The 23,798-nt window shown below is 69.3% G+C and carries 18 protein-coding genes; 10 read left to right on the top strand and 8 right to left on the bottom strand.

Annotation, left to right across the window (positions count from 1 at the left end):
- Genes WMF39_RS39100 through WMF39_RS39110 form a run of 3 tightly spaced genes read left to right on the top strand, consistent with a single transcriptional unit; the run spans position 1 to position 3,244 of the window.
- Positions 1-798 (top strand): ABC transporter ATP-binding protein, encoded by a 798-nt coding sequence (locus WMF39_RS39100; RefSeq protein WP_437741559.1) that lies wholly within the window; start codon positions 1-3, stop codon positions 796-798.
- Entirely contained in the window at positions 795-2,015 is a 1,221-nt protein-coding gene (locus WMF39_RS39105; protein ID WP_437741560.1) for an ABC transporter permease, read from the top strand. Before WMF39_RS39100 ends, WMF39_RS39105 begins: the two co-directional genes overlap by 4 nt.
- Positions 2,012-3,244: an ABC transporter permease gene (locus WMF39_RS39110; protein ID WP_437741561.1), complete on the top strand. Its 1,233-nt coding sequence runs from the start codon at positions 2,012-2,014 to the stop codon at positions 3,242-3,244. The genes WMF39_RS39105 and WMF39_RS39110 overlap by 4 nt, the downstream gene beginning before the upstream one ends.
- A gap of 86 nt (positions 3,245-3,330) precedes the next feature.
- On the opposite strand, the gene WMF39_RS39115 is transcribed toward WMF39_RS39110, so the two are convergent.
- From WMF39_RS39115 to WMF39_RS39125, 3 genes are all read right to left on the bottom strand, one after another.
- Positions 3,331-5,364 carry a S1 RNA-binding domain-containing protein gene (locus WMF39_RS39115; protein WP_437741562.1) on the bottom strand — a complete coding sequence of 678 codons (2,034 nt, stop codon included), beginning with the start codon at positions 5,362-5,364 and terminating at the stop codon, positions 3,331-3,333.
- 126 nt (positions 5,365-5,490) lie between these two features.
- The gene (locus tag WMF39_RS39120; protein ID WP_437741563.1) at positions 5,491-6,591 is read right to left on the bottom strand and encodes a P-loop NTPase; all 1,101 of its coding nucleotides are present in this window, start codon (positions 6,589-6,591) and stop codon (positions 5,491-5,493) included.
- A gap of 126 nt (positions 6,592-6,717) precedes the next feature.
- Positions 6,718-7,953 carry a hypothetical protein gene (locus WMF39_RS39125; protein ID WP_437741564.1) on the bottom strand — a complete coding sequence of 412 codons (1,236 nt, stop codon included), beginning with the start codon at positions 7,951-7,953 and terminating at the stop codon, positions 6,718-6,720.
- Positions 7,954-8,189: 236 nt separating this feature from the next.
- On the opposite strand from WMF39_RS39125, the gene WMF39_RS39130 reads away from it, so the two are divergent.
- From WMF39_RS39130 to WMF39_RS39140, 3 genes are all read left to right on the top strand, one after another.
- A complete protein-coding gene (locus WMF39_RS39130; protein WP_437741565.1) occupies positions 8,190-8,888 on the top strand; it encodes a TlpA disulfide reductase family protein in 699 nt (232 codons plus the stop codon).
- A gap of 148 nt (positions 8,889-9,036) precedes the next feature.
- Entirely contained in the window at positions 9,037-9,561 is a 525-nt protein-coding gene (locus WMF39_RS39135; protein ID WP_437295034.1) for a TlpA disulfide reductase family protein, read from the top strand.
- A gap of 88 nt (positions 9,562-9,649) precedes the next feature.
- Positions 9,650-11,662, top strand: coding sequence for a hypothetical protein (locus WMF39_RS39140; protein ID WP_437741566.1), 2,013 nt, complete (start codon positions 9,650-9,652; stop codon positions 11,660-11,662).
- A 36-nt stretch (positions 11,663-11,698) separates the two neighbouring features.
- Here WMF39_RS39140 and WMF39_RS39145 read toward each other — a convergent pair whose 3' ends face one another.
- Positions 11,699-13,021, bottom strand: coding sequence for a hypothetical protein (locus WMF39_RS39145; RefSeq protein ID WP_437741567.1), 1,323 nt, complete (start codon positions 13,019-13,021; stop codon positions 11,699-11,701).
- Positions 13,022-13,116: 95 nt separating this feature from the next.
- Here WMF39_RS39145 and WMF39_RS39150 point away from each other — a divergent pair, with 95 nt between their 5' ends.
- On the top strand, positions 13,117-14,106 hold the full coding sequence (locus WMF39_RS39150) for a diacylglycerol/lipid kinase family protein (protein ID WP_437741568.1): 990 nt from the start codon (positions 13,117-13,119) through the stop codon (positions 14,104-14,106).
- 130 nt (positions 14,107-14,236) lie between these two features.
- Positions 14,237-15,199: an acyl-CoA desaturase gene (locus WMF39_RS39155; RefSeq protein ID WP_437741569.1), complete on the top strand. Its 963-nt coding sequence runs from the start codon at positions 14,237-14,239 to the stop codon at positions 15,197-15,199.
- 290 nt (positions 15,200-15,489) lie between these two features.
- On the opposite strand, the gene WMF39_RS39160 is transcribed toward WMF39_RS39155, so the two are convergent.
- Entirely contained in the window at positions 15,490-17,175 is a 1,686-nt protein-coding gene (locus WMF39_RS39160) for a CTP synthase (protein WP_437545102.1), read from the bottom strand.
- 460 nt (positions 17,176-17,635) lie between these two features.
- On the opposite strand from WMF39_RS39160, the gene WMF39_RS39165 reads away from it, so the two are divergent.
- The gene (locus tag WMF39_RS39165) at positions 17,636-18,535 is read left to right on the top strand and encodes a fumarylacetoacetate hydrolase family protein (RefSeq protein ID WP_437741570.1); all 900 of its coding nucleotides are present in this window, start codon (positions 17,636-17,638) and stop codon (positions 18,533-18,535) included.
- A 37-nt stretch (positions 18,536-18,572) separates the two neighbouring features.
- Here WMF39_RS39165 and WMF39_RS39170 read toward each other — a convergent pair whose 3' ends face one another.
- Together WMF39_RS39170 and WMF39_RS39175 are read right to left on the bottom strand one after the other, a co-directional pair.
- On the bottom strand, positions 18,573-19,055 hold the full coding sequence (locus WMF39_RS39170) for a hypothetical protein (RefSeq protein ID WP_437711171.1): 483 nt from the start codon (positions 19,053-19,055) through the stop codon (positions 18,573-18,575).
- Positions 19,052-19,585, bottom strand: coding sequence for a hypothetical protein (locus tag WMF39_RS39175; RefSeq protein ID WP_437741571.1), 534 nt, complete (start codon positions 19,583-19,585; stop codon positions 19,052-19,054). The genes WMF39_RS39170 and WMF39_RS39175 overlap by 4 nt, the downstream gene beginning before the upstream one ends.
- Before the next feature lie 177 nt (positions 19,586-19,762).
- On the opposite strand from WMF39_RS39175, the gene dacB reads away from it, so the two are divergent.
- Positions 19,763-21,337, top strand: coding sequence for a D-alanyl-D-alanine carboxypeptidase/D-alanyl-D-alanine endopeptidase (gene dacB, locus WMF39_RS39180; protein WP_437741572.1), 1,575 nt, complete (start codon positions 19,763-19,765; stop codon positions 21,335-21,337).
- A gap of 163 nt (positions 21,338-21,500) precedes the next feature.
- On the opposite strand, the gene WMF39_RS39185 is transcribed toward dacB, so the two are convergent.
- Complete coding sequence (locus tag WMF39_RS39185) at positions 21,501-22,985, bottom strand: sigma-70 family RNA polymerase sigma factor (protein ID WP_437741573.1); 1,485 nt, start codon at positions 22,983-22,985, stop codon at positions 21,501-21,503.
- Positions 22,986-23,798 lie beyond the last annotated feature (813 nt).

The raw sequence follows: 23,798 nt of genomic DNA on the forward strand, positions 1-23,798 counted from the left end.
ATGCTGCCCCAGAGCCAAGGCGTCGCCGCGGCGCCCCGAGACGAGCCGCTCATCGAGCTCTCGAGCGTCGGCAAGGACTACACGACCGAGGCCGTCATCGTAAGGGCGCTCCGGCACGTGGATCTGACCATCCAGCACGGCGATTTCGTCGCGATCGTCGGGCAGAGCGGCTCGGGCAAGAGCACCCTGATGAACATCATCGGGTGCCTGGACCGGCCGACGCATGGCACGTACCGGCTCGACGGTCTCGACGTCACCCGGCGCAGCAACGACGCGCGCGCGATCGTCAGGAACCGCCTTATCGGGTTCGTCTTCCAGGGCTTCAACCTGCTGCCGCGCACCACGGCGCTCGAGAACGTCGAGCTGCCGCTGGTCTACCGGGGCGTCGGCGCGGCGGAGCGGCGCAAGCGGGCGCTCGAGGCGCTCGGCGCGGTGGGGCTGGCCGAGCGCCTGCACCACACGCCGAACCAGCTCTCGGGCGGACAGCAACAGCGCGTCGCCATCGCGCGGGCGCTCGTCACCTCGCCGCCGCTGCTCCTCGCCGACGAGCCCACGGGCAACCTCGACACACGCACGAGCTACGAGGTGCTCGGGCTGCTGCAGCGGCTCAACCGGGACGGGATCACGATCGTCCTCGTGACGCACGAGCCGGACATCGCCGCCTGCGCGAGCCGCGTGATCACGATGCGCGACGGCGAGATCCGCAGCGATCTCAGGAACGATCGCCCCGTCGACGCGGCCGCGGCGCTGGCCGCGCTGCCGCTCTCCGCGGCGGAGAGCGACGAGCTATCGCCATGAGCGGCTACTTAGCCGCCGTCCGGATCGCGCTGCGCGCCATCGTCCGGTCGAAGCTCCGCGCCGCCCTGACGGTGCTCGGCATCCTGATCGGGGTCTCGGCCGTGGTGATCGTCGTGGCGCTCGGGACGGGCGTGCGCAACCGCGTCCTGGGCGAGATCTCGGGCATGGGGGCGAGCTCGATCTACATCTTCCCGCAGTCGACGCAGGCGTCGGGGCTGAAGCGCCGCGAGAACGCGAGGATGTCGGAGGCCGACGGGATCGCGATCCTGAAGGAGTCGACGAGCGTGGCCGCGCTGAGCCCGTTCAGCTCGACGTCGACGCAGGTCGTGGCCGGAGAGGCCAACGTCGCGACCCAGGTCATGGGCGTGACCCGGAGCTACCTCTCGATCCTCTCGTACAGCGTCGGGATGGGCGAGGGCTGGACCGAGGCCGACGAGCAGCTCAAGGCGAAGGTCTGCCTGATCGGCGAGACCGTCCGGGAGAACCTGTTCGGCTCGGGCGAGGCCGTGGGCCGGTACATCCGGATCGGCAAGCACCCGTTCCGGGTGATCGGGGTGCTCGCGAAGAAGGGGCAATCGCCCTTCGGCGAGGACCAGGATGACCGGCTGCTCATGCCGATCGGCAGCTTCCGGTCGCGGATCGTGCCGAGCGCGCCGGGCAGGGTGCAGATGCTCGTCGCCGCCGCCACGAGCGAGCGGACCGTCGATCGCGCGGTGGAGCAGATCGACAGGATCCTCCGGCAGCGCCACGAGATCGCGCCGGACGACGAGCCGAATTTCGTGATCCGCACGCAGGCGGAGTTCCGCGCGTCCCAGGAGCGGATCCTGGACACCTTGACGATGCTCCTGTCCTCGATCGCCGCGGTGTCGCTCCTCGTCGGCGGGATCGGCGTCATGAACATCATGCTGGTCAGCGTCACCGAGCGGACGCGCGAGATCGGCATCCGCATGGCGATCGGCGCCTCCGAGGGAGACATCCTCGTCCAGTTCCTTGTCGAGGCCATCACCCTGTCGCTCATCGGGGGCGTGCTCGGGCTCGGCGCGGGGCTCGGCGTCATCAAGGCCCTCGCCGCCACGCTCGGCTGGAACATGACGTTGCCGGCCAGCGCGGTCGTCGTCGCGGTGGGGACGAGCGCGACGATCGGGATCGTCTTCGGGTTCTTCCCGGCCCGCCGCGCGGCCCGTCAGGATCCCATCGCCGCCCTGAGGCACGAATGAGCGCCACGCTCACCCGGGTGTTCTCGGCGGTCGTGATCGCGCTGCGCGCCGTCCGCCGGAACAAGCTCCGCGCCGGGCTCACGATCCTGGGGATCACGATCGGCGTCGCGGCCGTCGTCACCGTCACGGCGCTGGCGAGCGGCGCGCGCGCCAACGTCAACGCGCAGATCTCGAACCTCGGCTCCAACTCGCTCATCGTCTTCGCCCGATCCGCCCGCGCCTCGGGCGTCCGCAGCACCGCGGGCGCCAAGCTCTCGGAGCTCGACGGCCAGGCGCTCGCGCGCGAGTCGACGAGCATCCGGCTCGTGGCGCCGTTCCTCAGGTCGAGCGCCCAGGTCATCCACGAGGGCCAGAACGCGAGCCCGACGCTCGTCGGGACGCGCCTGAACTACTTCGAGATCCGGAGCTGGAAGGTCGCGCAGGGAGAGCCGTGGAGCCCCGCCTCGGAGAACCTCTCCGAGAAGGTCGTCGTGATCGGGGCTCAGACCGCGCGCGATCTGTTCGGATCGCTCGATCCGGTCGGCCGGATGGTGCGGATCGGCCGCCAGATGTACCGCGTGCTCGGCGTGCTGGAGGAGAAGGGAGCGTCGCCCTTCGGGCAGAGCCAGGACGAGATCGTGCTGATGCCCATCACCACGATGCGGTCGCACGTCATCGCCACGCGACCCGGGGAGGTTCATGCCATCTTGCTGAGCTCGACGTCGGCCGAGACGTCGGAGCGCGCCAGGCAGCAGGCCGAGGCGATCCTCCGCCAGCGGCACCGCATCGGCGAGAACGACGAGGACGATTTCGCCGTCCGGAGCCAGGCGGAGTTCCAGGCCATGCAGGACGCGATCTTCGCGGCGCTCTCGGCGTTGCTCGTCAGCATCGCGGCGGTGTCGCTCGTCGTGGGCGGCATCGGCGTCATGAACATCATGCTGGTCAGCGTCACCGAGCGCACCCGGGAGATCGGCATCCGGATGGCCATCGGCGCCCGGGAGATCGACATCCTGCTGCAGTTCCTGCTCGAGGCGCTCGTGCTCGCCACGCTGGGCGGCATCGTCGGCAGCGCGCTCGGGTACGGCGTCATCCTCGGGTTCTCGCGCGCGTTCGACTGGCCGATGAGGCTCGAGCCGGCTGCGCTCGCGGTCGCGCTCGGGGTGAGCACGGCGATCGGGATCGTCTTCGGGTTCTTCCCGGCGCGGCGGGCCGCGCGCATGGATCCCGTGAACGCGCTAGGGCGCGAGTAGCGCGAAGCGCGCCGGACCGCGGGCGGTGGCTGGAGGAGGAGGGAGGCGGAGGCGCCGCCGCACGGGCGGCGCGCGCCTCCCCGGGATCAGCTCTTCTTCATCAGGTCGGCGAACGTGCCGAACTTGGCCTCGCGCGCGACCCCCGCGCGGTACTGCTGGTACGCCTGCTTCTCGGCGTCCTCCTTGAGGGCGCGGATCGACAGCTTGGCCTCGCCCCGGCGCGGATCCACCTCGATGACCTTCGCGTCGAGCTGGGTCCCGATGGGGAACTCCTTCCGGAGGTCGGTGCCACGCTGGGTACCGGTGTGGCCGGCCGGGATGAAGCCGCGAGCCGCTCGCCCCGTGGTGCCGAGCACCCGGACGACGAGCCCCCCTTCGGTCACCTGCGTGACGGACACCTTCACCGCCTTGCCCTGCTGAACGCGCTGGCGCGGCTCGCTCTCCTCGCCCTCGGGCGGAGCAGGGTGGAGCCCGATGCGCCGGCCCGCGGCGTCGCAGGTCGCGACGACAACGTCGACGTCGTCACCGACCTTCACGACCTCGTCCGGGTGCTGGATCGGCTTCATCGAGAGGTCGGCCGTGTGAATGAGCCCATCGATGCCCGGCTCGAGCTCGATGAACGCGCCGAACGGCTGCAGGCGAGCGACCTTGCCCTTGTGGCGCGTGCCGACCGCGTACTTCTCCTTCACCGCGTCCCACGGGTCGACCGTGGCGGCCTTGCGGCTCAGCCAGAGCTTGCCCTTGTCGTCGACGCGGAGAACCTTCACGTCGATCTCCGCGCCCGGCTTGAACAGGTCGGCCAGCTTGGCGCCGCGGTCGTGGCTCGCCTCGCTCATGTGGACCAGCCCCTCGACGCCGCCGGCGTCGGGGAGCGCGACGAACACGCCCCACGCGACGACCTTGCGCACGATGCCCTTGTGCAGCGAGCCGGGCTCGATCGACGTGAGCGCCTCGGTGCGCGCCTTCCGGCTCTCCTCTTCGAGCATCTTGCGGCGGGACACGACGATGTCGCGCCCCTTCTTCGCGAACTGGGTCACGCCGAAGTCGAGCCGCTGGCCCACGAGGTAGTTGAGGTCGGCGCCGTGGCGCAGATCGACGTGCGACGCCGGCGCGAAGGCGCGGAGGCCGCCGAGGTCGACCTCGAGCCCGCCCTTCACCGCCCCGGTCACGAACCCCTCGATCGACTCGCCGCTCTGGAGCGCAGCCTCGGCGCGCGCGCGCGCCTGATCGAGCTGCACCGGCGCCCTCGACAGGAGGAGCATGCCTCCGCGCACGCCGGTGCTCGCCACCGTCGCGATGAACTGATCTCCCTCGACGGGCGGCTCTTCCTCGAGGATCTCGCGACGGTCGAACAGCCCCGTCGCCTTCCCGGCGATGTCGATCCAGATGGCATGGTCGGTGGTCTTGCTGACCCTGCCGAACACTTCCTCGCCGATGCTGAAGGCCGGGCGCTCGCGCGGCGGCGGCGCGCCCTGCCCCTTGCGCCGCTTGCGCTTCTCGCCACCGGGCTGCGGCTGCCCGCCCGCCTCGTCGGCCGCCTGCTCCTCCGCGCCCTCATCTTCTTCTGCCGCGTCGGCCGCCTCCGCGCCGCTGGCCTCGGCCGCCTCAGCTGCCTCGCCCTCGGGCTGGCCGGCCTCCTCCGCGCCCTTGCGGCGACGGCGGCGACGGCGCTTCTTTCCAGCGCCACCCTCGGTCTGCGCGGCCGCACCGGCCTCTCCGGCCGGCGCGGGCTTCGCGGCCGGCGCGGGCTTCGCGGCGGCCGGAGGGGTCCGTTTGCCGGGCGAGAACCCCGGCTTGCGGTTGCCGATATCATCCCGCGGCAGGCCTGGAACGCGGTTGCCGATGTCGTCGCCCGGCTGCTCTTCCCACTCGTCGTCGGCATCACGCGCCGGGGCGGCGCTCGCCGCCGCGGCCGGTGTCGCCTCGGACTGGGCCGAGCTCGCCTGCGACGACGCTTCTCCGCCGGGCTCGTGGCTCGCTTCGGTTGGGGGGGTGGACCCCCCTTCATGGGCTTGGGCTGCTTGCTCGGGCGCAGCGTTCGACGACTCGAGCGGGCCGCCCTGGTCGGCCGGAGCTCCCGGCGCGTCCGCCGGCGTGGTGGTATTTTCGTGGGTATTCATCCGCGCCTCGCGCGACAACGCATGCCGATGGGGGCGAAACGTGCTCGCGTTCTCTCCAGCGGCCCCCTCGGTTGAATGGGGGAAGGGGCCGGAACCATATCGTATCCGGGACGTTTACGCGAGAGCCTACCGCATGATGGGCAGGTGCTTGTTGGTCCCCCCGCTCCGATCGATGCGGAGGCCGCCCCCGCTCGCGAGGTTGTGGGCGCTGATCTGGCCGGCCAGCCGCTCCGCCACATCCACGAAAGCGCGCGCAATCGGGCTGCTCGGGGCAGCCTGTACGACCGGCGTGCCGGCGTCGCCCCACTCCCGGATGGCCGGATCCATCGGGATCTGGCCGAGCAACGGCGCCTCCGCGAACTCCGCGATCTTCTGCCCGCCGCCGGCCCCGAAGAGCTCGTGCCGCTTGCTGCACCCGTCGCACACGAAGTAGCTCTCGTTCTCGACCACGCCGAGCAGGGCGATCCCGACTTTCTGGGCCATCGAGACCGATTTGTACACGTCCTGGAGGGCCACCTCCTGCGGCGTTGTCACGACGATCGCGCCCGTGGTCCTCATCTTCTGGGAAATCGTCAGCGCGATGTCGCCGGTACCGGGCGGAAGATCAAGCACGAGGTAGTCGAGCTCACCCCATTCCACGTCGCGCATGAACTGGATCAGGGCGTTCTGGAGCATCGGCCCGCGCCAGACGACCGCCGATCTCGGATCTTCCAGCAGGAAGCCGATCGACATGAGCTTCACGCCGAAGCGCTCGAGCGGCAGAAACTTCTGCCCATCGGCCGACGTCGGGCGGCCCATCACGCCGAGCATGGTCGGGACGCTCGGCCCGTACATGTCCGCGTCGAGGAGGCCGACCTTGGCCCCCTCGCGGCTGAGCGCCAGGGTGAGGTTCGCGGCGACCGTGCTCTTGCCGACGCCGCCCTTGCCGCTCATCACGAGGACGATGTTCCGCACGCCCGGGGACGGGTCGTCCTGAAGGATGGTGCGCGCGGGGATGCCGACGTCCCACGCGATCCGGACGCCCTTCGCGCCGGCGCCCTTCAGAGCCGCCTCGATGTCCGCCGCGAGCCGCTGCTTGAAGTAGCTGGTCAGCTCGACGGTGAGCGAGACGGCCTCGCCCTCGACCGAGAGCTCCCGGACGCGACCGAGATCGGTGATGGGGCGCTGGAGGTCCGGCGCGATGACCTTTGCCAGCGCGGCGAGCGCGGCGTCCTTCGTGATGGGCATGGGGCGAAGGAGTTAGGACTGCTCGGGATTCCCGTCAACCGGCGAGCGCGGCGTCGCCGAGGGCGCTCGCTCTGGCCTGGCCGGGCGCGGCGCGACAAAGGCCGTTCCTGCGCCCGGCCGGCGCCGTTACCAGCAGGTAGCGACGCTGGAATCGGGGTCGCCGCGATCGAGCTGGCGCGACGGCAGGTAGCACCGCGAGTCTACACAGTCCCCGCTCGAGTTCTGCTCGACGCACACGCACGCGCCGACGAGCCCGCTGGGCGACTTCGGGCAGACCTCAGCCGCGTTCTCCGCGGTGCACCGGATGGGGAGCGCCGCGTCCAGGCACGCCCGCTCGCCGCGCAGCGTGGTGGTGCACTCCATCGTGGAGTCCGCGTCGCCGCAGTCGGTGTCGTTGCGGCACGGCTCGCAGAAGTTGCCCTTGCCGGTGCAGGCGCCGAACCGCGGGATGCACGCGCCCTCGTCGCACCGGTAGTCCAGGTCGCAGTCGGAGTCCGCGCTGCAGGACCTGGCGCACCGGCGCTCGCCGTCGATCGCGACGCAGCGCTGCTCTGCGGCGAACGAGCAGTCGAAATCGGTGCTGCACGGCGCGCACTGGGTGCGCTTGACGCAGGTGCTGCGCAGCAGGCACACCGGGCCCTCGACATAGGTGTTGCCGTCCCCGAACGTGGACGGGTCGATGCACTCCTCGTCGGTCTCACCGCAGAAGCCGTCATCCCCCTTGTCCGTGCCGCAGATCGCGTGAGGATCGCGGGACACGGCGCACTCGAAGCCGCCGGGGCAGTCCGCATCGCCCATGCAGTGCGGCATCGTGCAGTAGGCCTCGGCGTCGCCCTGCCCCTTGCCAAGGCACTCCAGGCCGAGCGAGGTGCACTGGTCGGGAGAGCAGGCCGGGACGACGCAGGCGCTGCCGTCGCTGCACTTGCCGGCGGAGCAGGCGGGGTCGTCGCCGCACCGCTCCGTGTCGCGCTGGCAGTCGCCTGGGTTCCCGTTGCATTGGCTCGGGTCGCACGGCGTCTCGTCGGGGCAGCGCCCGAACTGGCCGCACTCGGTGCCGAATGGACAGGGCGCACCGAAGCCCACCATCTTCTCCTTCTGCGTGCAGACCAGGATCTCGGCCTTCGTGTCGTCCTCCGCGGCCGGCGCACAGTCCTGGATGCCTGGAATACATTCGCGGTGGCTGCTGCACCTGAGCACGCAGCGGTTGCCGACGCAGGTGTTGCCCTCCAGGCAGAGCTCCGGCTGGCATTTGCCCTCGCAGACGCCGTCGACGATGACCCCCCCGAAGCATTTGTCCTGTGGCGTGCCCGACGAGCATGCGCCGCTCGCGATGGCCGCCCCGCTCGCCAGGCAGCACAGCATCAGGAAGGCGTGGATACTACGGAGACGGGGCCGACGGGCGCTGTGAGAAGCGACAACCTGCTGCATAGGACCTCAGCGCGGGAAACACCCGCGGATCGGGGCAGGCACGGCGGGCCTGGCCGGAGATTGCGGAAACGCGCTCCCGAGCGAAGCGGCGACGCCAAGGTTGCCCTTGACGCCCCCCGTGCCGCCCAGAAGAATGAGCACTCCTACACCATACTTCAGGCGGTGGCATCATGCGAATCGACGCGGTTCTCGGTGGGATGGGCCTTTTCGTCGTGGCGGCTCTAGGGCTCGTCGGCTGCGCAGAAGAGGATCCCATTCCTGCGCCTCCCTTTCCCGAGGGGACGGGTCAAGCTGCGAACGCTCGATATCCGGCTGGGCCGTATGGGGTGAGCCTCCACCGGGTGATCGCGAACTATCAGTTCGTCGGGTACGCCAACGCCGCCGAACACAACGACACGATGCAGCCGATTCAGCTCGCCGATTTCTATAACCCGACCGGGACGGAGGTCTTTCCGGAAGGCTCGCTTTACGGCGCGGGAGAGCCGAAGCCGAAGGTGCTGCTGATCGACGTCTCGTCCGTATGGTGCGGCCCCTGCAAAATCGAGGCAGAGTCCGTCCTGCCCGAGCTCTACAAGAAGTATCAACCCCAGGGCGGCGAGTTCCTTGTTCAGCTCGCAGACGGAAGGACCCCGGGCGAGGCGGCGGTCCCGAACGACCTGTACCGCTGGACGACCCGGTACGACGTGCAGTACCCGTCGGCGATCGACCCTTCGTACAAGCTCGGCGCGCTTTTCCAGGCCGACGCGTTCCCGGCGAACATGATCGTCAGGACGCAGGACATGACGATCATGGAGATCGTCGCTGGCGTGCCCGAGGAAAACAGCAATTTCTGGCGAACCTTTGAGAAGATCATGAACGGCGAGCTCTGAACGAGCTTCGCCGTGGGCGCGTCGTCGAACCACCGGTCGGCGCGCGCGTGTAGGGAGAATCTGCCAGGGCGCCGCAGAGGGGCGCCCGCGACGTTGAGCCCTCATGCCGATCGGCCGCTCAGGCCGGCCCCTTCGCGACGGAAACCCAATGAACCGAAAAACCCGCTGCGCGCTCTCGCTGGCGTTCATTGTCCTCGGCCTCGCCGCCGCCTCGTGCGGAGCGGCCTCAGGCGGCTCATCGGCGAGCCCGGCCCCGGACTTCTCGCTCCCCGCCCTCGACGGCAAGACGGTCAGGCTCTCGGACTATGCCGGCAAGAGCGTGGTGCTCATCGACTTCTGGTCGACCACCTGCGATCCGTGCCTGGCGGAGATGCCCCACCTCGTCGAGCTCTACAAGAAGCACAGGGATAAGGGGTTCGTCGTACTCGCCGTGTCGCTCGACGGACCGGAGTCGCGGGCGCAGGTGAGCAGCACGGTCCACGACAGGGAGATGATCTTCCCTGTGCTCCTCGACGAGGAGACGACCGTGGCCGCCCGGTACAATCCGAAGCGCGAGCTTCCGTTCTCCGTGCTCATCGGCCGAGACGGCTCAATTCTTCACAAGCGCGGCGGGTACCAGCCCGGCGACGAGGCGGCGCTCACCGAGCAGGTCGAGAAGGCGCTTGGCCTATAGCGCCGGGGCGGCCGTCCGGCGCGCCTTCTCGGCGCGATCGACGGCTCGCTCGCTCCACGGCGGCGAGGTCCATGGTAGAGATCGGGCGGTGCGCAGCCCGCTCCGCCTCGTCCGTTCCTGCCTGACAGCGACGCTCCTCCTCGCGGCCTCGCCGGCGGCGGCGGTCGATCTCCCGAACGTCGGCGGCGAACCGATCTCGCTCGATGTCGTGAACACCACGGCCATCAGCTACCACTTCGACAATCGCAACGACGATGGCCGCTATCCTTCGCGCTATCTCGACGACAACTATGGAGAGATCGTCGATCGGCTCGACGCCCAGCTCAACTGGTGGCGCCTGCAGCTCGGTATGCGGCTCAACGGCTCCTTCTACGTGCCCAGGCCCTCGGCGACCGACATCGATCTGCAGCGGAAGGTCCTGAACAAAGAGGTCTCGTTCAAGCTGGACGACGCCGCGCGGGAGCTCCACTCCCGGTATTTGACGACGGTCTACCCGGCGAAGCTCTGGCTCACCTACACGCAGCCGGGCATCGAGGCCACGGTCGGCGACTTCTACGCACAGCTCGGACGCGGCCTCGTCTTCAGCGTGCGGAAGATGGACGAGCTGGCCATCGACACGACCGTGAGGGGCGGCAGGCTCGTGCTCGACAAGGATTTCCAGCTGTTCAGGCTGGAGGCCACCGCCTTCGCCGGACAGATGAACCCCCTGCGCGTCGACGACGCGAGCGGCAGGCGGCTCCACGGGGACGGGTCGCCGCTCTTCTTCGCCTTCCCTGGCGCGAGCGACCTGGCCACAATCGACTTCAACCAAAGCAACCGGCCTTACGATGCGGTCGAGGGGGCCCGGCCGAACTACCTGGAGGACACCGTGTTCGGCGGACGCCTGGAGGCGGGTGTGAAGGGCGTCGAGCTCGCAGCAAACGGCGCGCTGCTGCTGCGCACGTCACACACCGAGGAGTTCAACCGATGCATGGCCGCGGCTCAGCTCATTGAGGACGTCGATGCGCGCAGGGAGCAGGAACGCCTGTGCGCTGGTGAGTTCCCGGAGTTCGTCAACAACGCCCCCGAACGGCAGCGCAACACGATCCGCACCTTCAGCGGCTCGGTGAGCATTCCGTCCATCGCGGAGCGCGGGGACGTCTACGTCGAGGTGGCCGGTCAGCAGCTCCGCAGCGGTCGCCCCGACCGGGATGGAAACCCGGAGAAGGACATATCCGGCTACGCGATCTATCTGGCGGCGAACGGGCGCGGAGGTCCGCTCGCCGTCGCCCTCGAAGGGAAGCACTACCGGCGGTTCTTCCCGCTCTCGGCCAACATCGACGTCTCTCCGCTGTCGAACCCGGGGTTCAATGCGCCGGAGTTCGCAGGCGTGGCGTACAATCAGCCTCCGACGGCGGAGCCCATCTACGTCGAGCCGATCGGGAGCCCCAATGTCTGCGTGACCGGCGGTCGCGCCCGCGTGGACTACCGCTTCAACCGGAGCGCGGCCATTTACGCCTGGCTCGGGCGCTATGTGAGCTTCTCGGAACGCCGGGACAACATCGACTGCGACACGGCGGATATCAATCGGACCGATACCTGGGATACCGCGGCAGGCACCGAGATCGACTTCGATGGCCGCCGCTCGCACGTGCGCGCCTGGGCTGGAGTTCGGCAATCCGATGCGGCCGACACCGGCGACGTCTTCTACAGCGAAGGTTACGTCCGGTACGACATCGTGAAGCACCTCGCCGGCGCGTTCTCCCTCCAGGCACAGGGCAACAGCCGCCGGCGCTACAGGCCAGAGAATTTCGAATCGTCCTGGGTCGAAGGGGACAACTACGTCGCGCTCCAGTGGTCGCCCCATCTCGCTGCGATCTTTGGCTACGAGTACACGAACGCGCTTGGGTGTGCGCCGGGCAAGGGCAGCGAGCTCTGCCATTACTTCAACGGGGGACTTCAGTGGAAAGCCGGGTCGAGGGAGACAGCGCTCGACCAGGTCGTCGACACGGTGCAGCTCTTCGTCGGGCAGCGGCGCGCGGGGCTACGTTGCGTTTCGGGCGTGTGCCGGAACTTCCCACCGTTCGAGGGGGCGCGTCTCGAGCTCGTCTCCAGGTTCTGAGCGACCGGACCACCTCGGGCGCCGCCTCGGCAACGCTCAGAACGCCTCGAGGATGGCGCAGGCCACCGAGGTCCTGACCTGGGGCTCGGCGTCGGCGAGGAGCGATGCGGCGCGCGGGATCTCGCCGAGCGCGACCAAGCCCGCCCCCGCCGCCTCGCGCACCGGGATCTCGCGGGATCGGACGTCGCGCTCCAGCAGCGGCACGACCGCGCGGATTCCCGCACGTGCGAGGACTCCCCGCGCGAGCACCGCGCGCGTCGACGTCCCCGCGGCGAGCTTCATCAGCCAAGCGACGGCCGCGGAGCGCTCGCGCGCCGCGACGTCCCGCGGCGCGGCGTCGACGTGGCGGCTATGGACGGCGAAGACCACGGCCTCATCCGGATCGCCCTGCGCCTCGATGAGCGCAGATCGCACCGCCGGGTCCTGGAGCGGCGCGGAGAGGATGGCGTAGACGCGATCCCGGCTCTGGCTGGAGCGGATGGAGCCGATGAGGACGGAGACCGCTTCGCCGGCGCCCTCGCCTCCCGCGCGGACCAGCGCGCGCGCTGCGGCGATCGCGGGCGCGCCGCGCTGGGTGGAGATCGCCCAGCGCAGCTGCGCGCGTCCGCCGCCGTCCAGCGCGCGCGGCGTCGCCCACGCTTCGGCGATCGCCTCGCGCCCGGGTTCATCCGAGAGGGTCCAGACATCGCGCAGCGCCAGCACGAGGTCCTGACCGCCGAGCGCCCCGGCGGCGCGGATCGCCAGCGTCCGCGCGAGCGGGTAAGGATCGAGCCGCGCCGCCTCGAGAAGCGCTTCCCGATCGCTCGGGTCCGCCGCGGCGACGGCGGCGCGAAGCGCCGAGACGCGAACCTCCTGATCTCCGTCGAGCATCCGCGAGCGGCGCATCGCGCCGTCCTCGGCTGTGATGAGCGCCCGCGTCTCCAGCGCGCGGAGCGCCGTGTCCTTGCCGGGGTATCGCCCCGCCGCCGCGTCGCTTGCGTACCGCTTCACGCTCTCCGGGTCGGTGAGCCCCGCCTCGAGGAGGATCATCGCCGCGGCGGTGGCGATCGCGTCCGAGCCCGCGGCGCGCTCGGCGAGCGCGTCCTCCAGCGCGCGCGCGCACGTCCGGAGCTCGCGCAGCCGATCGGCCCCCGATGGCGGCGTCGCGCGCGCGATCTCCCCCTGCGCGACCGCGCGGGCGATCGCTCGTGCGTCGTCGCTGTCCAGCGTGCCGCGGCGGAGCTCGTCGCTCAACGTGCGGCGCAGCTCGTCGAACCTGCCCGCCTCGGCTGCGCGTAGGGAGGCCGAGCTCGCGCAGCCGGTGACGGCGGCGAACGAGAGGAGGCCGGCGAGGATCGACCGGGAGAGCACGCGGCGCATGACGCGCCTCTTACCGCGCCGAAGTTCACGTTCGAAGCCCCTTCGGCTCGACCACCCGGGGAATCCGTTTTATAGGGCGGTCACGTTCCGGCACCATGCGTATCGACGTCATCGTCAACACCACGGCGCGCCGGTACCGGGCGAGGCCGTCGCTCATCGACCGCATGGCGGCCGCGTGCGCTGGCGCGGCGGAGCTCCACCCGACCTCGAACGTCGGGGAGCTCGCGGAGGTCTGCGAGCGACTCGCCCGGCGAGGCACGGATCTCGTCGCGCTCTCGGGCGGCGACGGCAGCTTCATGGCCGGCGTCACGGCCCTCGCGCGCGCCTTCGGCGATCGCTCGCTGCCGCCGCTTGTCCTGCTGCCAGGCGGCACCGTGGCGACCGTCGCGCGGAACTGGGGCATGACCGGCGATCCGGCTGTGCTCCTCGCGCGGACGGTCAGCGAGGTTCGTGGCCTCCCGAGCGGCGCGGCCATCCATGGCGCCGTCCGCCGGCCCACCCTGCGCGTGCGCGCGACGACCCGCAGCGGCGTCGAGGAGCGCATCGGCTTCATCTTCGGCACCGGGCTCGTGGCCAGCTTCTTCGATGTCTACTACGAGCGCGGAGGCGACGGCTACGGCGCCGCTGCGCGCATCGTGGCGCGGGTGTTCATCGAGTCCTTCTACGGCGGCGCCTACGCGCGCCGCGTCCTCGACCCGCTGCCCTGCACGATCGAGGTGGAGGGGCGGCAGCTCGCCCCACGCGCCTGGTCGCTCATCTGCTCGTCTGCAGTGCGTGACCTCGGGATCCACATGCTGGTCACCTACCGGGCAGGGGAGGATCTCGATCGCCCTCACCTCGTCGCCAGCGCCCTGCCCCCTCGAGAGCTCGGGCCGCGCGCTCCGCTCGTCCTCGCGGGCCGCCGGATCGGCGGCAAGGACCACTTCGACGACCTCGTCCAAGATTTCACGGTCCGGTTCGGCGCCGAGGCCCGCGCGACCTCGCTCGGCGACGGCCCCTACATCCTCGACGGCGATCCCCTCCGAGCGAGCAAGATCCGGGTCTCCGCCGGGCCAGCCATCGACGTCCTCTCCCTGCGCCCCTGAGATCGCGCGCTCGTCGACGCCCTGCGCCGATCCGTCGGCGAGCCGGCTGCCGCATCGCATGACGGAATCATGACCAGCGTCGTGAGCCCCAGTGACGCGCGTGCTCGATGCTCCATCCACTTTGGAACCCATGACGCAAGCGCCTGCATCGAGCCCTACACGAGTCGTCGTACCGAAACCTGGCCCCAGCCTCGGCCAGATCTTCAACGTGCTGGGGATCACTGCGATCCACGTGGGCACCGTGGTCGCCATCCTCCGAGGTGCCACGTGGAAGCTCGCGGCGCTCGCCGCGGCCACGTACGTCGTCCGGATGTTCGCGATCACGGCGGTCTACCACCGGTACTTCTCGCACCGTAGCTACAAGACGAGCCGCGGCCTGCAATTCCTGCTTGCGCTGCTCGGCACCACGGCGACCCAGAAGGGCCCGCTGTGGTGGGGGGGGACGCACCGCGTCCACCACAAGTACTCGGACACCGAGCGCGACGTCCACAGCCCGCTCCGCAGGGGGTTCTGGTACGCGCACATGGGTTGGTGGCTCGGCCGCGAGCACGAGGAGCTCGACCTGAAGCGCATCCCTGACTTCGCGGGTTTCCCTGAGCTCCGCTGGCTGGACCGCTACCACGTGGTCGGGCCGCTCGGCATGATGGCGCTGCTCTTCGCGGTGGGCGGCTACGACGCGTTCCTGTGGGGCTATGTCGTGTCGACGTGCGCGCTCATGCACGGCACGTTCACGATCAACTCCCTCGCACACGTGTTTGGCTCGCGGCGCTACGCAACGACCGACACGAGCCGCAACAACTTCTGGCTCGCGCTGATCACCCTCGGCGAGGGCTGGCACAACAACCACCACCACTACATGAGCAGCGCGAACCAGGGCTTCTTCTGGTGGGAGATCGACGTCAGCTTCTACGTCCTGCGCGCGATGGAGAAGCTCGGCCTGATCTGGGAGCTCAGGACCGCGCCGGCGCACGTGCTGCAGCGGAACCTGATCAAGGAGGTCGGTGAGCGTTCGCCGCTCCTCGCCCCTCAGGCAGCAAACGCCGAGCCCCTTGACGCCCCGCCGCTGGGCCGGCCGAGCCTCGGCGACGTCTGATCGCGCGCGGCGTTCGTCATCGATGATCTGCGGACGGAGGCTGCAGGGCCGCCTTCGTCCGCAAGAGCTCGCGACAAATCCCTCGACGACCATCGCAGCGCCGCCCGTCTCGCCGTCGATGCGGCGGCCAGAGACCCTCGTGAGCTCTGGCGCCGGCCGCTAGAGCGCAGGCGCATCTTCGTGCGCTGCGCGCTCATCCGCGTCGTTCGGCTCGCTGCGGCGTAGCTTCGTACGCCTCACTCGCCCGCCTAGCGACTGAGCCCGTAGCGCACGAACCCGTGCACCCCGCTCTAGTTGACGGACGAGGCAGCTTGCTGGGTGTGGGCGGCGGCAGAATCGCCGGGCTTCGGCTTCTCGGCCTTGTTGCGCTCGCGTTGGCGCTCCAGACCGGCGCGCACGAAGCGCGCGAAGAGCGGGTGCGCGCTATGGGGGCGGCTCTTGAACTCGGGATGGAACTGACAGCCCACGAAGTACGGGTGCTCACGCAGCTCGATCATCTCGACGAGGCGCTGGTCGGGCGACGTCCCGGAGAGCACGAGCCCCTTCTGCACCATCGCCTCGCGGTACTTGTTCGACACCTCGTACCGATGCCGGTGCCGCTCGCTGATGCTCGTCTGCCCGTACGCCTCCGCGGCGATCGAGCCCTTGTCCAGGACGCACGGGTACGCGCCGAGGCGCATCGTCCCGCCCTTCTCGACGACCCCCTTCTGGTCGGGCATCAGATCGATCACCGGGTCGGCCGCGTTGCGATCGAACTCCACGGAGTTGGCTCCCGTCATGCCGCAGACGTGGCGCGCGTACTCGACGACCGCGAGCTGCATGCCGAGACAGATCCCGAAGAACGGGATCTTCTCCTCACGCGCGTAGCGGATGGCTTCGATCTTCCCCTCGGTCCCGCGATCGCCGAAGCCGCCGGGCACGAGGATGGCGTCCAGGTTCGACAGCAGCTCGGGCGCGCCGCGCGCCTCGATCTGCTCGGAGTCGATGTACTCGAGCTCGACCCGCACGTCGTTGTGGAGCCCGCCGTGGACGAGCGCCTCGTGCAGCGACTTGTAGGAGTCGCGCAGGTGCACGTACTTGCCTACGACGCCGATCTTCACGATGCCGCGGGACGGCTTCTTGAATCGCTCGACGATGCGCTGCCACGGCGACAGGTCCGGCTGCCTCGCCCAGATGTTGAGCAGCTCCGTGATCTTCTCGTCGATCCCCTCGGCATGGAGCACGAGGGGGAGCTCGTAAATGCAGTCGACGTCAACGGCCGCGATCACGCAGTCGACGGCGACGTTCGAGAAGAGGGAGATCTTCTCCTTCATGCTGCGCGGGAGCGGCCGATCGCAGCGGCAGAGGAGGATGTCCGGCTGAATGCCGATCTCGCGCATCTCCTTCACCGAGTGCTGGGTGGGCTTCGTCTTCAGCTCGCCCGCCGTCGCGATGAACGGCACCAGCGTGACGTGCACCGAGATCGCGTTCTGCGCGCCCGACTCCACCTTGAGCTGGCGGATCGCCTCGATGAACGGAAGCGACTCGATGTCACCCACGGTACCGCCGACCTCGACGATCGCGACGTCAGCCCCGTCCGCAGCAGAACGGATGCGCAGCTTGATCTCGTCCGTGACGTGCGGGATCACCTGCACCGTCGCCCCGAGGTACTCGCCGCGGCGCTCCTTCGAAATGACCGCCTCGTAGACGCGGCCGGTGGTGAAGTTGTTCTGGCGGCTCATCCGGGCGAGCGTGAAGCGCTCGTAGTGCCCGAGATCGAGATCGGTCTCCGCCCCATCGTCTGTGACGAAGACCTCGCCGTGCTGGTAGGGGGACATCGTGCCGGGATCGACATTGATGTACGGGTCCAGCTTGAGGTGGGTGACCTTCAACCCACGGGACTCCATCAGCGCCCCGATCGAGGCCGCAGCCAGTCCCTTGCCGATCGACGATACGACTCCGCCTGTGACGAAGACGAATTTGGTCCGCTTGCTCATGACCCATCGCTCCGCTGCGCCGTGTGCGCGCCTGTAACCAGTCCCTCGAGCGGCGCTCCAAGGTGAGCGCCGCCGAGGGTCGGCTGTCCACGGCAAATACCTTGCCCGGCTTACAAGCCGCACGGCCCCGTCAGCAGGACCGAAGCCGGAGGAAACCCCGCGACGGGGAACCCCGCGCCGGCAACAGAACCTGACCTGCCGTACGAGCCCATCTGCAACCGGCAGGGACCCACGGCAAGCCTGCGCGACGTGATGCCGCTCTGAATCCGCCGGCATTCTAGGCCGCTCTCCCAGCGCGTCAATGCAAAGGACAATCCGATGTCCCAAGAAGGGTCGAGTCCCTCGGGATCGGACGCCGACCGCCGGCCGCAGGCGTAGGTGCTGGGGGCTCCGCCGGCCTGAGAGCTTCGGCGGACCGGGATGGTACGCTCCGCCGGCTCCCGGCGGGCCTGGTCACGCCATGAGAATCGCGCACGTGCTCCAGCTCGCGACGTCCACCCCGATCGTAGCGCTCGAACGGGACGGAGCGCTCTACGACGTCGCGGAGCTAGAGCGCCACTTCGGGACGAAGCTCGCGGACATCCGCGGCGTGTCGGACTTTCACACGCGCGTGGTGGCGCTCCGTTGCGCCGGCCTTCACGCGCTGGATGATCGGCTGCTCAGCGGAGATCGTCCCGCGTCGACGCATCTGCACCCAGCCACGATCTTGTGGCTGCCTCCCTGCGCCACCGACCGCGCGGCGTACATCCAGCTCGGCCCCTACGCGCACGGCGCCGAGCGCCCCTGGTATCGGTTCGGCAACAGCCGCGCGCTGCTTGGACATGCTGCCGAGATCCCCTTCCCCCCGCTCGAGGACAGGCCCGACTACGAGCTGAACCTCGCGGTGGTCCTCGGCGAGGATCTGCGGCGCGCCACCCCGGAAGAGGTGGAGCGCGCGATCGCTGGCTACACCGTGCTGAACGACTGGACCGCGCGCAGCCTGGAGGCGCGGTCGCTGGTGCGCGGGCTCCCACCGTCGGAGGCGAAGGACTTTGCAACGCAGCTCGGCCCGGTCCTCGTCACGCCCGACGAGCTCGGCTCGGTCGAGGCGCTGCGGACCCAGGTCCGCGTCGACGCCGAGACGCGTTCCTGTTCGCGCGTTGGCGAGTGGACCTTCTCGCTGGCGGAGTCCGTCGCGTACATCAGCAACCACATCGAGCTGCGCGCGGGCGACGTGATCGGAGCGGGCCGCGTCTTCGGTGGGAGCGCTGATCAGCGCGTACCGTACGGCGCCAGCGTCGAGCTGATGATCGAGCGCATCGGACGGATGACGGGCAAGCCCGTCTGCGGCCCCGCGCTGTTGCCATGGCGCCGCCGGTGAGCGAGCGTCGGCGCATCACCGCGCGGTTCTCGGTAGCTCAGAACGTGCCGACGACGCCGATGCCCATGCCGGTCGCGGTGATCACCGGGGCCGGCCGCACCGTCAGCGCCGCAGGGGTCGAAGGCTGCGCCGAGCGCGCCTCCGTGGTCATGAAGATCCCTTCGCCGACGAGACCCAGACCGGCGAGCTGCGCGAGCCCACCGATGGCGGTGAGAGCCCCGCGAACGTACAGCGTCGCTCCGCAGTCCGGATCGTCCGCGGCGCAGCCGTTCTTGGCGAGCGCGAGCCATGGACCAGCGATCGGGATCTTCAGCTCGCTCGCCCCAGGGACCTCCGGCCATGACGATGCGGCGAGGAACGCCGCGCCGTAGGCGAGCGCCGTCACGGCCACCCCGCCGACGATGACCTTCACGCGTGCCGAGGACGGCGGGTACCGCGGAGGCGCCGCCGGCTCCTCCGCGCCGGCAGAGGCAGCGGCCAACCCCAGCGCGGCGACGACGGCGATCGAGGCGAACTTCATGGCGTCTTCGTTCCGGAAGCTCCGGCGCCCGACTTCTTGGACGGCAGCTTCACGGTGTACGGGACCTCGAGCGGATCACCCTCGAACGGCAGCACGATCTCTCCGACGAAGGCGCGCTTCACGCAGGATTCGGCGGGCGTCCCTGCGAAGGGCGGCCCGACCAACACGTCGGTCACGCGTCCCTTCTGACCGTCGAACACGACCTTGACCTCTCCCTCGCCCGTCGGCGCGTTGGACACAACCTCGGCGCAGTTCGCCGCCTTGTCCCCTCCGCGTCGCAGGGCGATCTCCATCTGCTTCTTCTGATCGGGGTTGAGCCCGCCTCCGCTGTCCGCCGACGCGCCCGCCTCGGAGCCGGAGCTCCCCGCCTCGGCGCCGGAGCTCCCCGTCTCAGCGGGTGCGGCAACATCAGACGGTGCCTGATCGAAGTTGTAGTCTTCCCCTGCCTGCTTGGGCTTGGCGCCGGAGCATGCTGCAGCCGCGAGGATGATGAGCGGCAAGAGCGCGCGGGTCGAATGCTGCTGGGACACGGTGTCCTCCCTTCGAACAGAGCGTGAAGGAGCGTCTGCGCGCACCCTAGCAAGCTCTCCTTTCCGAGGACAACCCCGAGCGCACACGCGCGCACCGATGAGCGACGCCGGGCTGCGACGACCGGTCGACCGGAGGAGGCGTCCGCGGTGGAGGCGTTGTAGAGGCGGAGACATCTCATGCCTCGACATCCCCGCCGTACAGTCTCCGCGGTCGCGCTCGTGCTCTCGTCGCTCCTCGCCCGCCCCGGCGGCTCCCAGCCGCTCGACAGCGGCGCCGCTCCCGCTGACCGCTCGACCCCCACAGCGAGGCCGACCCAGGGAGCCCCCGTCTCTCCGAGCGCGCCCCCAGCGCCCCTCGCGTCGCACGAACCTCGAAAAATCGACCCTGAGCGCGCTCGAGCGCGGGTCGAGACGCTCGTTACCGACGTGCGCCGCCTGGGGGGACGGGTCGGCGTGCTCGCCCTCGACGTCGCCAGCGGCGCAGCGCTCGCGGCCTTCGATCAGCGCGGCCTGTACAACCCTGCATCCAACGCGAAGCTCTTCACGGCAGCCGCCGCGCTTCGCCTGCTCGGACCGAGCTACCGCTACCTGACCGGCCTCTATGGGGACGCGTCGAACGGAACCGTCGCCGAGCTCGTGCTCCGGGGTTCGGGCGATCCCTCCCTCAGGACGCGTGATCTCTGGGAGATGGCGCGCTCCTTGAGGGCGTCCGGCGTCCGGAAGGTCGCGGCGATCGCGATCGACCAGGGCTACTTTGACACGCGCTACGTGCCTCCGGCCTTCGAACAGCAGCCGGAGGAGTGGGCGGCCTTCCGCGCCCCGGTCGCGGCAGCCTCGCTGAACGCGAACGCCTTGCTCTTCACGGTGCGCCCGTCGAAGGCGGGGCAGGCTGCCTCCGTCGCGATCGATCCCCCGGGCTTCACGCTGCTCCAGGGCACGGTGACCACCGCGAGGCGCGGCACACCAGAGAAGCTCGGGGTCCGGCTCGAACCGAACGGCGAGCGCCTCGTCGCGCACCTCAGCGGGCACATCCCAGAGGGCGGCCGCGCGGTGAGCCTGGCGAGGCGAGTCGACGATCCCCGCCTGGTCGCAGCGTATGCGCTCAAGGAGATGCTGCTGGAGGTGGGCGTCGACGTCTCCGGCGGGGTGCGGCTCGGCGGTGAGCGCCAGAAGCGGCTCCTCGTGGCCCACCGCTCGGCGCCATTCGGCGAGCTCCTCTCCGCCCTCGGGAAGGACAGCGACAACTTCTACGCGGAGACGATCTTCAAGACGCTCGCCGCAGAGAAGCGCGGGCGCCCCGGCACAGCCGAGGGTGCCGCGGAGGTGGTCGGCGAGACCCTCAGGGAGCTCGATGCGTTCGGACAGGACGTCGTCTTGAGGAACGGCTCGGGCTTGTTCGACGCCGCTCGCGCATCGCCGGAGGCCATCGTCCGGCTGCTGCGCGCCGCGCTTCTCGATCCGGCGCTCGGCGCAGATTTCACCGCGCAGCTCGCGATCGGCGGTGTCGACGGCACCTTGCGCAGCCGCTTCCGTGGGTGGTCGAAGGAGCGCGCCATCCGTGCCAAGACGGGAACGCTCGCCTCGGTCGTCGCCTTGTCTGGCTACATCCTCGCGCCCCCTGGTCGTTCCCCGATCGCCTTCGCCGTGCTCGCCTCCGACGTCCCAGGGAAGATCGACCCCGCGCGAAAGACCATCGACCACTTCGTCGAGTCGCTCGCCGACGAGCTCTGGAAGGACGCACGCACGCCGTGAGAGCGCGGGCTGTCTCGTGTCGGCCCGCTGGGCTGCGGTGAGCTCCGGCTCCCGCTCACCTCGGCGCGCCCCCACGCAGGTGCGTGTTCGGGCGGCTCACGCAAAGCGGCCGCGCAGCATGACGCCGCGCGGCCGCTTCACCGACTCGTGCTGAGCCCGTCGCTCAGTAGTCGCGCATCTGCTTGCGGATCTTCCCGAGCGCCTGCTCCTGGAGCTGACGGATGCGCTCGCGCGACAGGTTGTACTTGTCGCCGATCTCCTTGAGCGTGAGCTCGTCCTCGTCGTCGAGGCCGAAGCGCCAGCGGATGATCCGCGACTCGATCGGCGTGAGCGTGGTGAGGAGACGCCGGACCTCGTCGCTCCACTTCCTGTTGGCCAGGTGATCGAACGGCGACAGCGCGTTCTCCTCCTGGAGGAAGTCGATGAACTTGCGTCCATCCTCGTCACCGACCGGACGATCGAGCGAGAAAGGCGTCTCCGCGTAGAAGTCCTTCACCTTGTCGAGCTTCTCGCGCGGAACCCCCGTCTCCTTCTCGAGCTCCTCGATGGTCGGCTCATGCCCCGTGCGCGCGATGATCGCCTGCGTCGCCCGCGCCACGCGGTTGTACGTATCGAGCATGTGGACCGGGATGCGGACCGCGCGGCCCTTGTCGGCCAAGGCGCGGCTGATCGCATGCCTGATCCACCACGATGCATACGTCGAGAAGCGGTAGCCACGGCTGTGGTCGAAGCGCTCCACCGCCTTCATCAGGCCGATGTTGCCTTCCTGGATCAGATCGATGAGCGGCAGGCGCCCGCGGTTGTAGCGCCGCGCGATCGACACGACGAGCCGCAGGTTGGCCTTCACGAAGCGGTTCTTCGCGTCGTGCTGCGCCTGGAAGGATCGCTCGACCCGATCGAGGTAACGGCGGTAGGAGCCAGACATCGGGAGCCTCGGCCGCGTGGGGCGGGTCTCCTCGGGATCGCTCACGTCGTCCTCGAAGTCGGGCTCGCGCACGAGATCGCGCGCGATGCTGAAGGCACGCGCCATCCAGAGGCGATCCGAGTCAGGCAGACGGACAGCCGCAGCGAGCTCCTCGGAGAGCTGGGTCCACGGCTTCTCCTGCTCGGCGAGCAGCTTTCCCTTCTGCTTCTTCGCCAGGCGAACGAGCTTCTGCATCTCCGCGATCTGAGGAGCCTTCACCTCGTCCTCACCCGCCTTGGCGACATCCTCCTCGAGCGCGGTGAGGATGTACTCGGCCGCAGGCAGGTAGGAGAGGAGAGCCACCCAGTGCTCCACCTCCGTGCGCTCGACCGCCCGCGCGGTGTCGAGCTCCTCGTCCGGCCCCATGACGGGGTGGAGCGCCATGTCGCGGAAATAGCGGGCGAGCATCGAGTCACCGCCCCCGTCCTCGACATCCTTCAGCTCCCGATCCTGGTTCCTCGCGCGCTCGGGCTGAGGCAGCCGATCGAGCGGTCCAAGGTCCAGATCGATGAAGTCAGCCGCCCGTTCCTCATCGAGGATCTCGGCCGGGCGGGGTCGCACAGCCGTCTCCTCCGTCTGGTCGTCTTCCAGAAGGCCGAGCGCTGCGATTTCCGGCGTGGCCGTCCCACCCTGAGCGAGCGGGTCGCCCTTCACTACAGTGGCGTTGCTCTTGGTCGACCTCATGGCGGCTCCCTCCACGGTGGTAGCTCCTTGAAAGTGCGAGCGCGGCGACTGGTTGTCCCCGAAATCTTCGACCTCGGAGACCTCCAACTCGGTGGTCTGCGATGCCCCCCGCCGGGGAGCCGATGCGGTCTCGGCCCCCTGCGAGCTCTTGGATGCCGCGAGCCGCGCAGAGGCACCTACAACAGAGGACTTGGCGTTTCTCCGCGCAGTTTCTGGACGGCGGGCGGTCGACGTGCTCATCTTGGTCTTTGTGTCGGCGTTCACTTCTAAACGGCTGACCTTGCGAGATTGAAATGTCTCGCCACCTTTTGACGGCAGGCGAGACGATTTCGTGCCAAACAGAGGGGAGGAGCTGACCGAAGGAGCCCCTGTTGAAACTGGCAACCGCTGGTGCTTTCTTTTGATTCCGGTCGAACTCTTCTCACCTGAGGCAGGTCTGCTCTTGCAGAATGATGCTCCTGCGCCAGTCCCCGGTAGCAGCCCAGCTCCAGAAGCAAAAACAGTGCCTTTTTTAGCGTGCGTTCCCGCTTCTCCTGTTTGAGAGCTCGGCCTGGGTGCGCTATGTAGAGCGGAAGGCGCTGTCCATGTCCTGTCGAGCGAGACATTTCGCTGCGACCGAGCCGAACTGCATGGCTGGGTACGCTTTCGGGGACGCAACAACATCGGCAACCTGTTCTCCTTGGGGACACCTCGAGCTCGCCAGCGTTCCGCGGTTCGGTGGGTCCGCCCTCGCAAGCACAGGCAGGGGAACTTCGCTGTCTTTTCCAGCGTGTAGGAACCCGCACCTAGCCGCTGAGGCCGTTCTCTCAGTGA

This window comes from Sorangium sp. So ce1504, from assembly GCF_051521635.1.
Lineage (GTDB): Bacteria > Myxococcota_A > Polyangia > Polyangiales > Polyangiaceae > Sorangium > Sorangium cellulosum_B.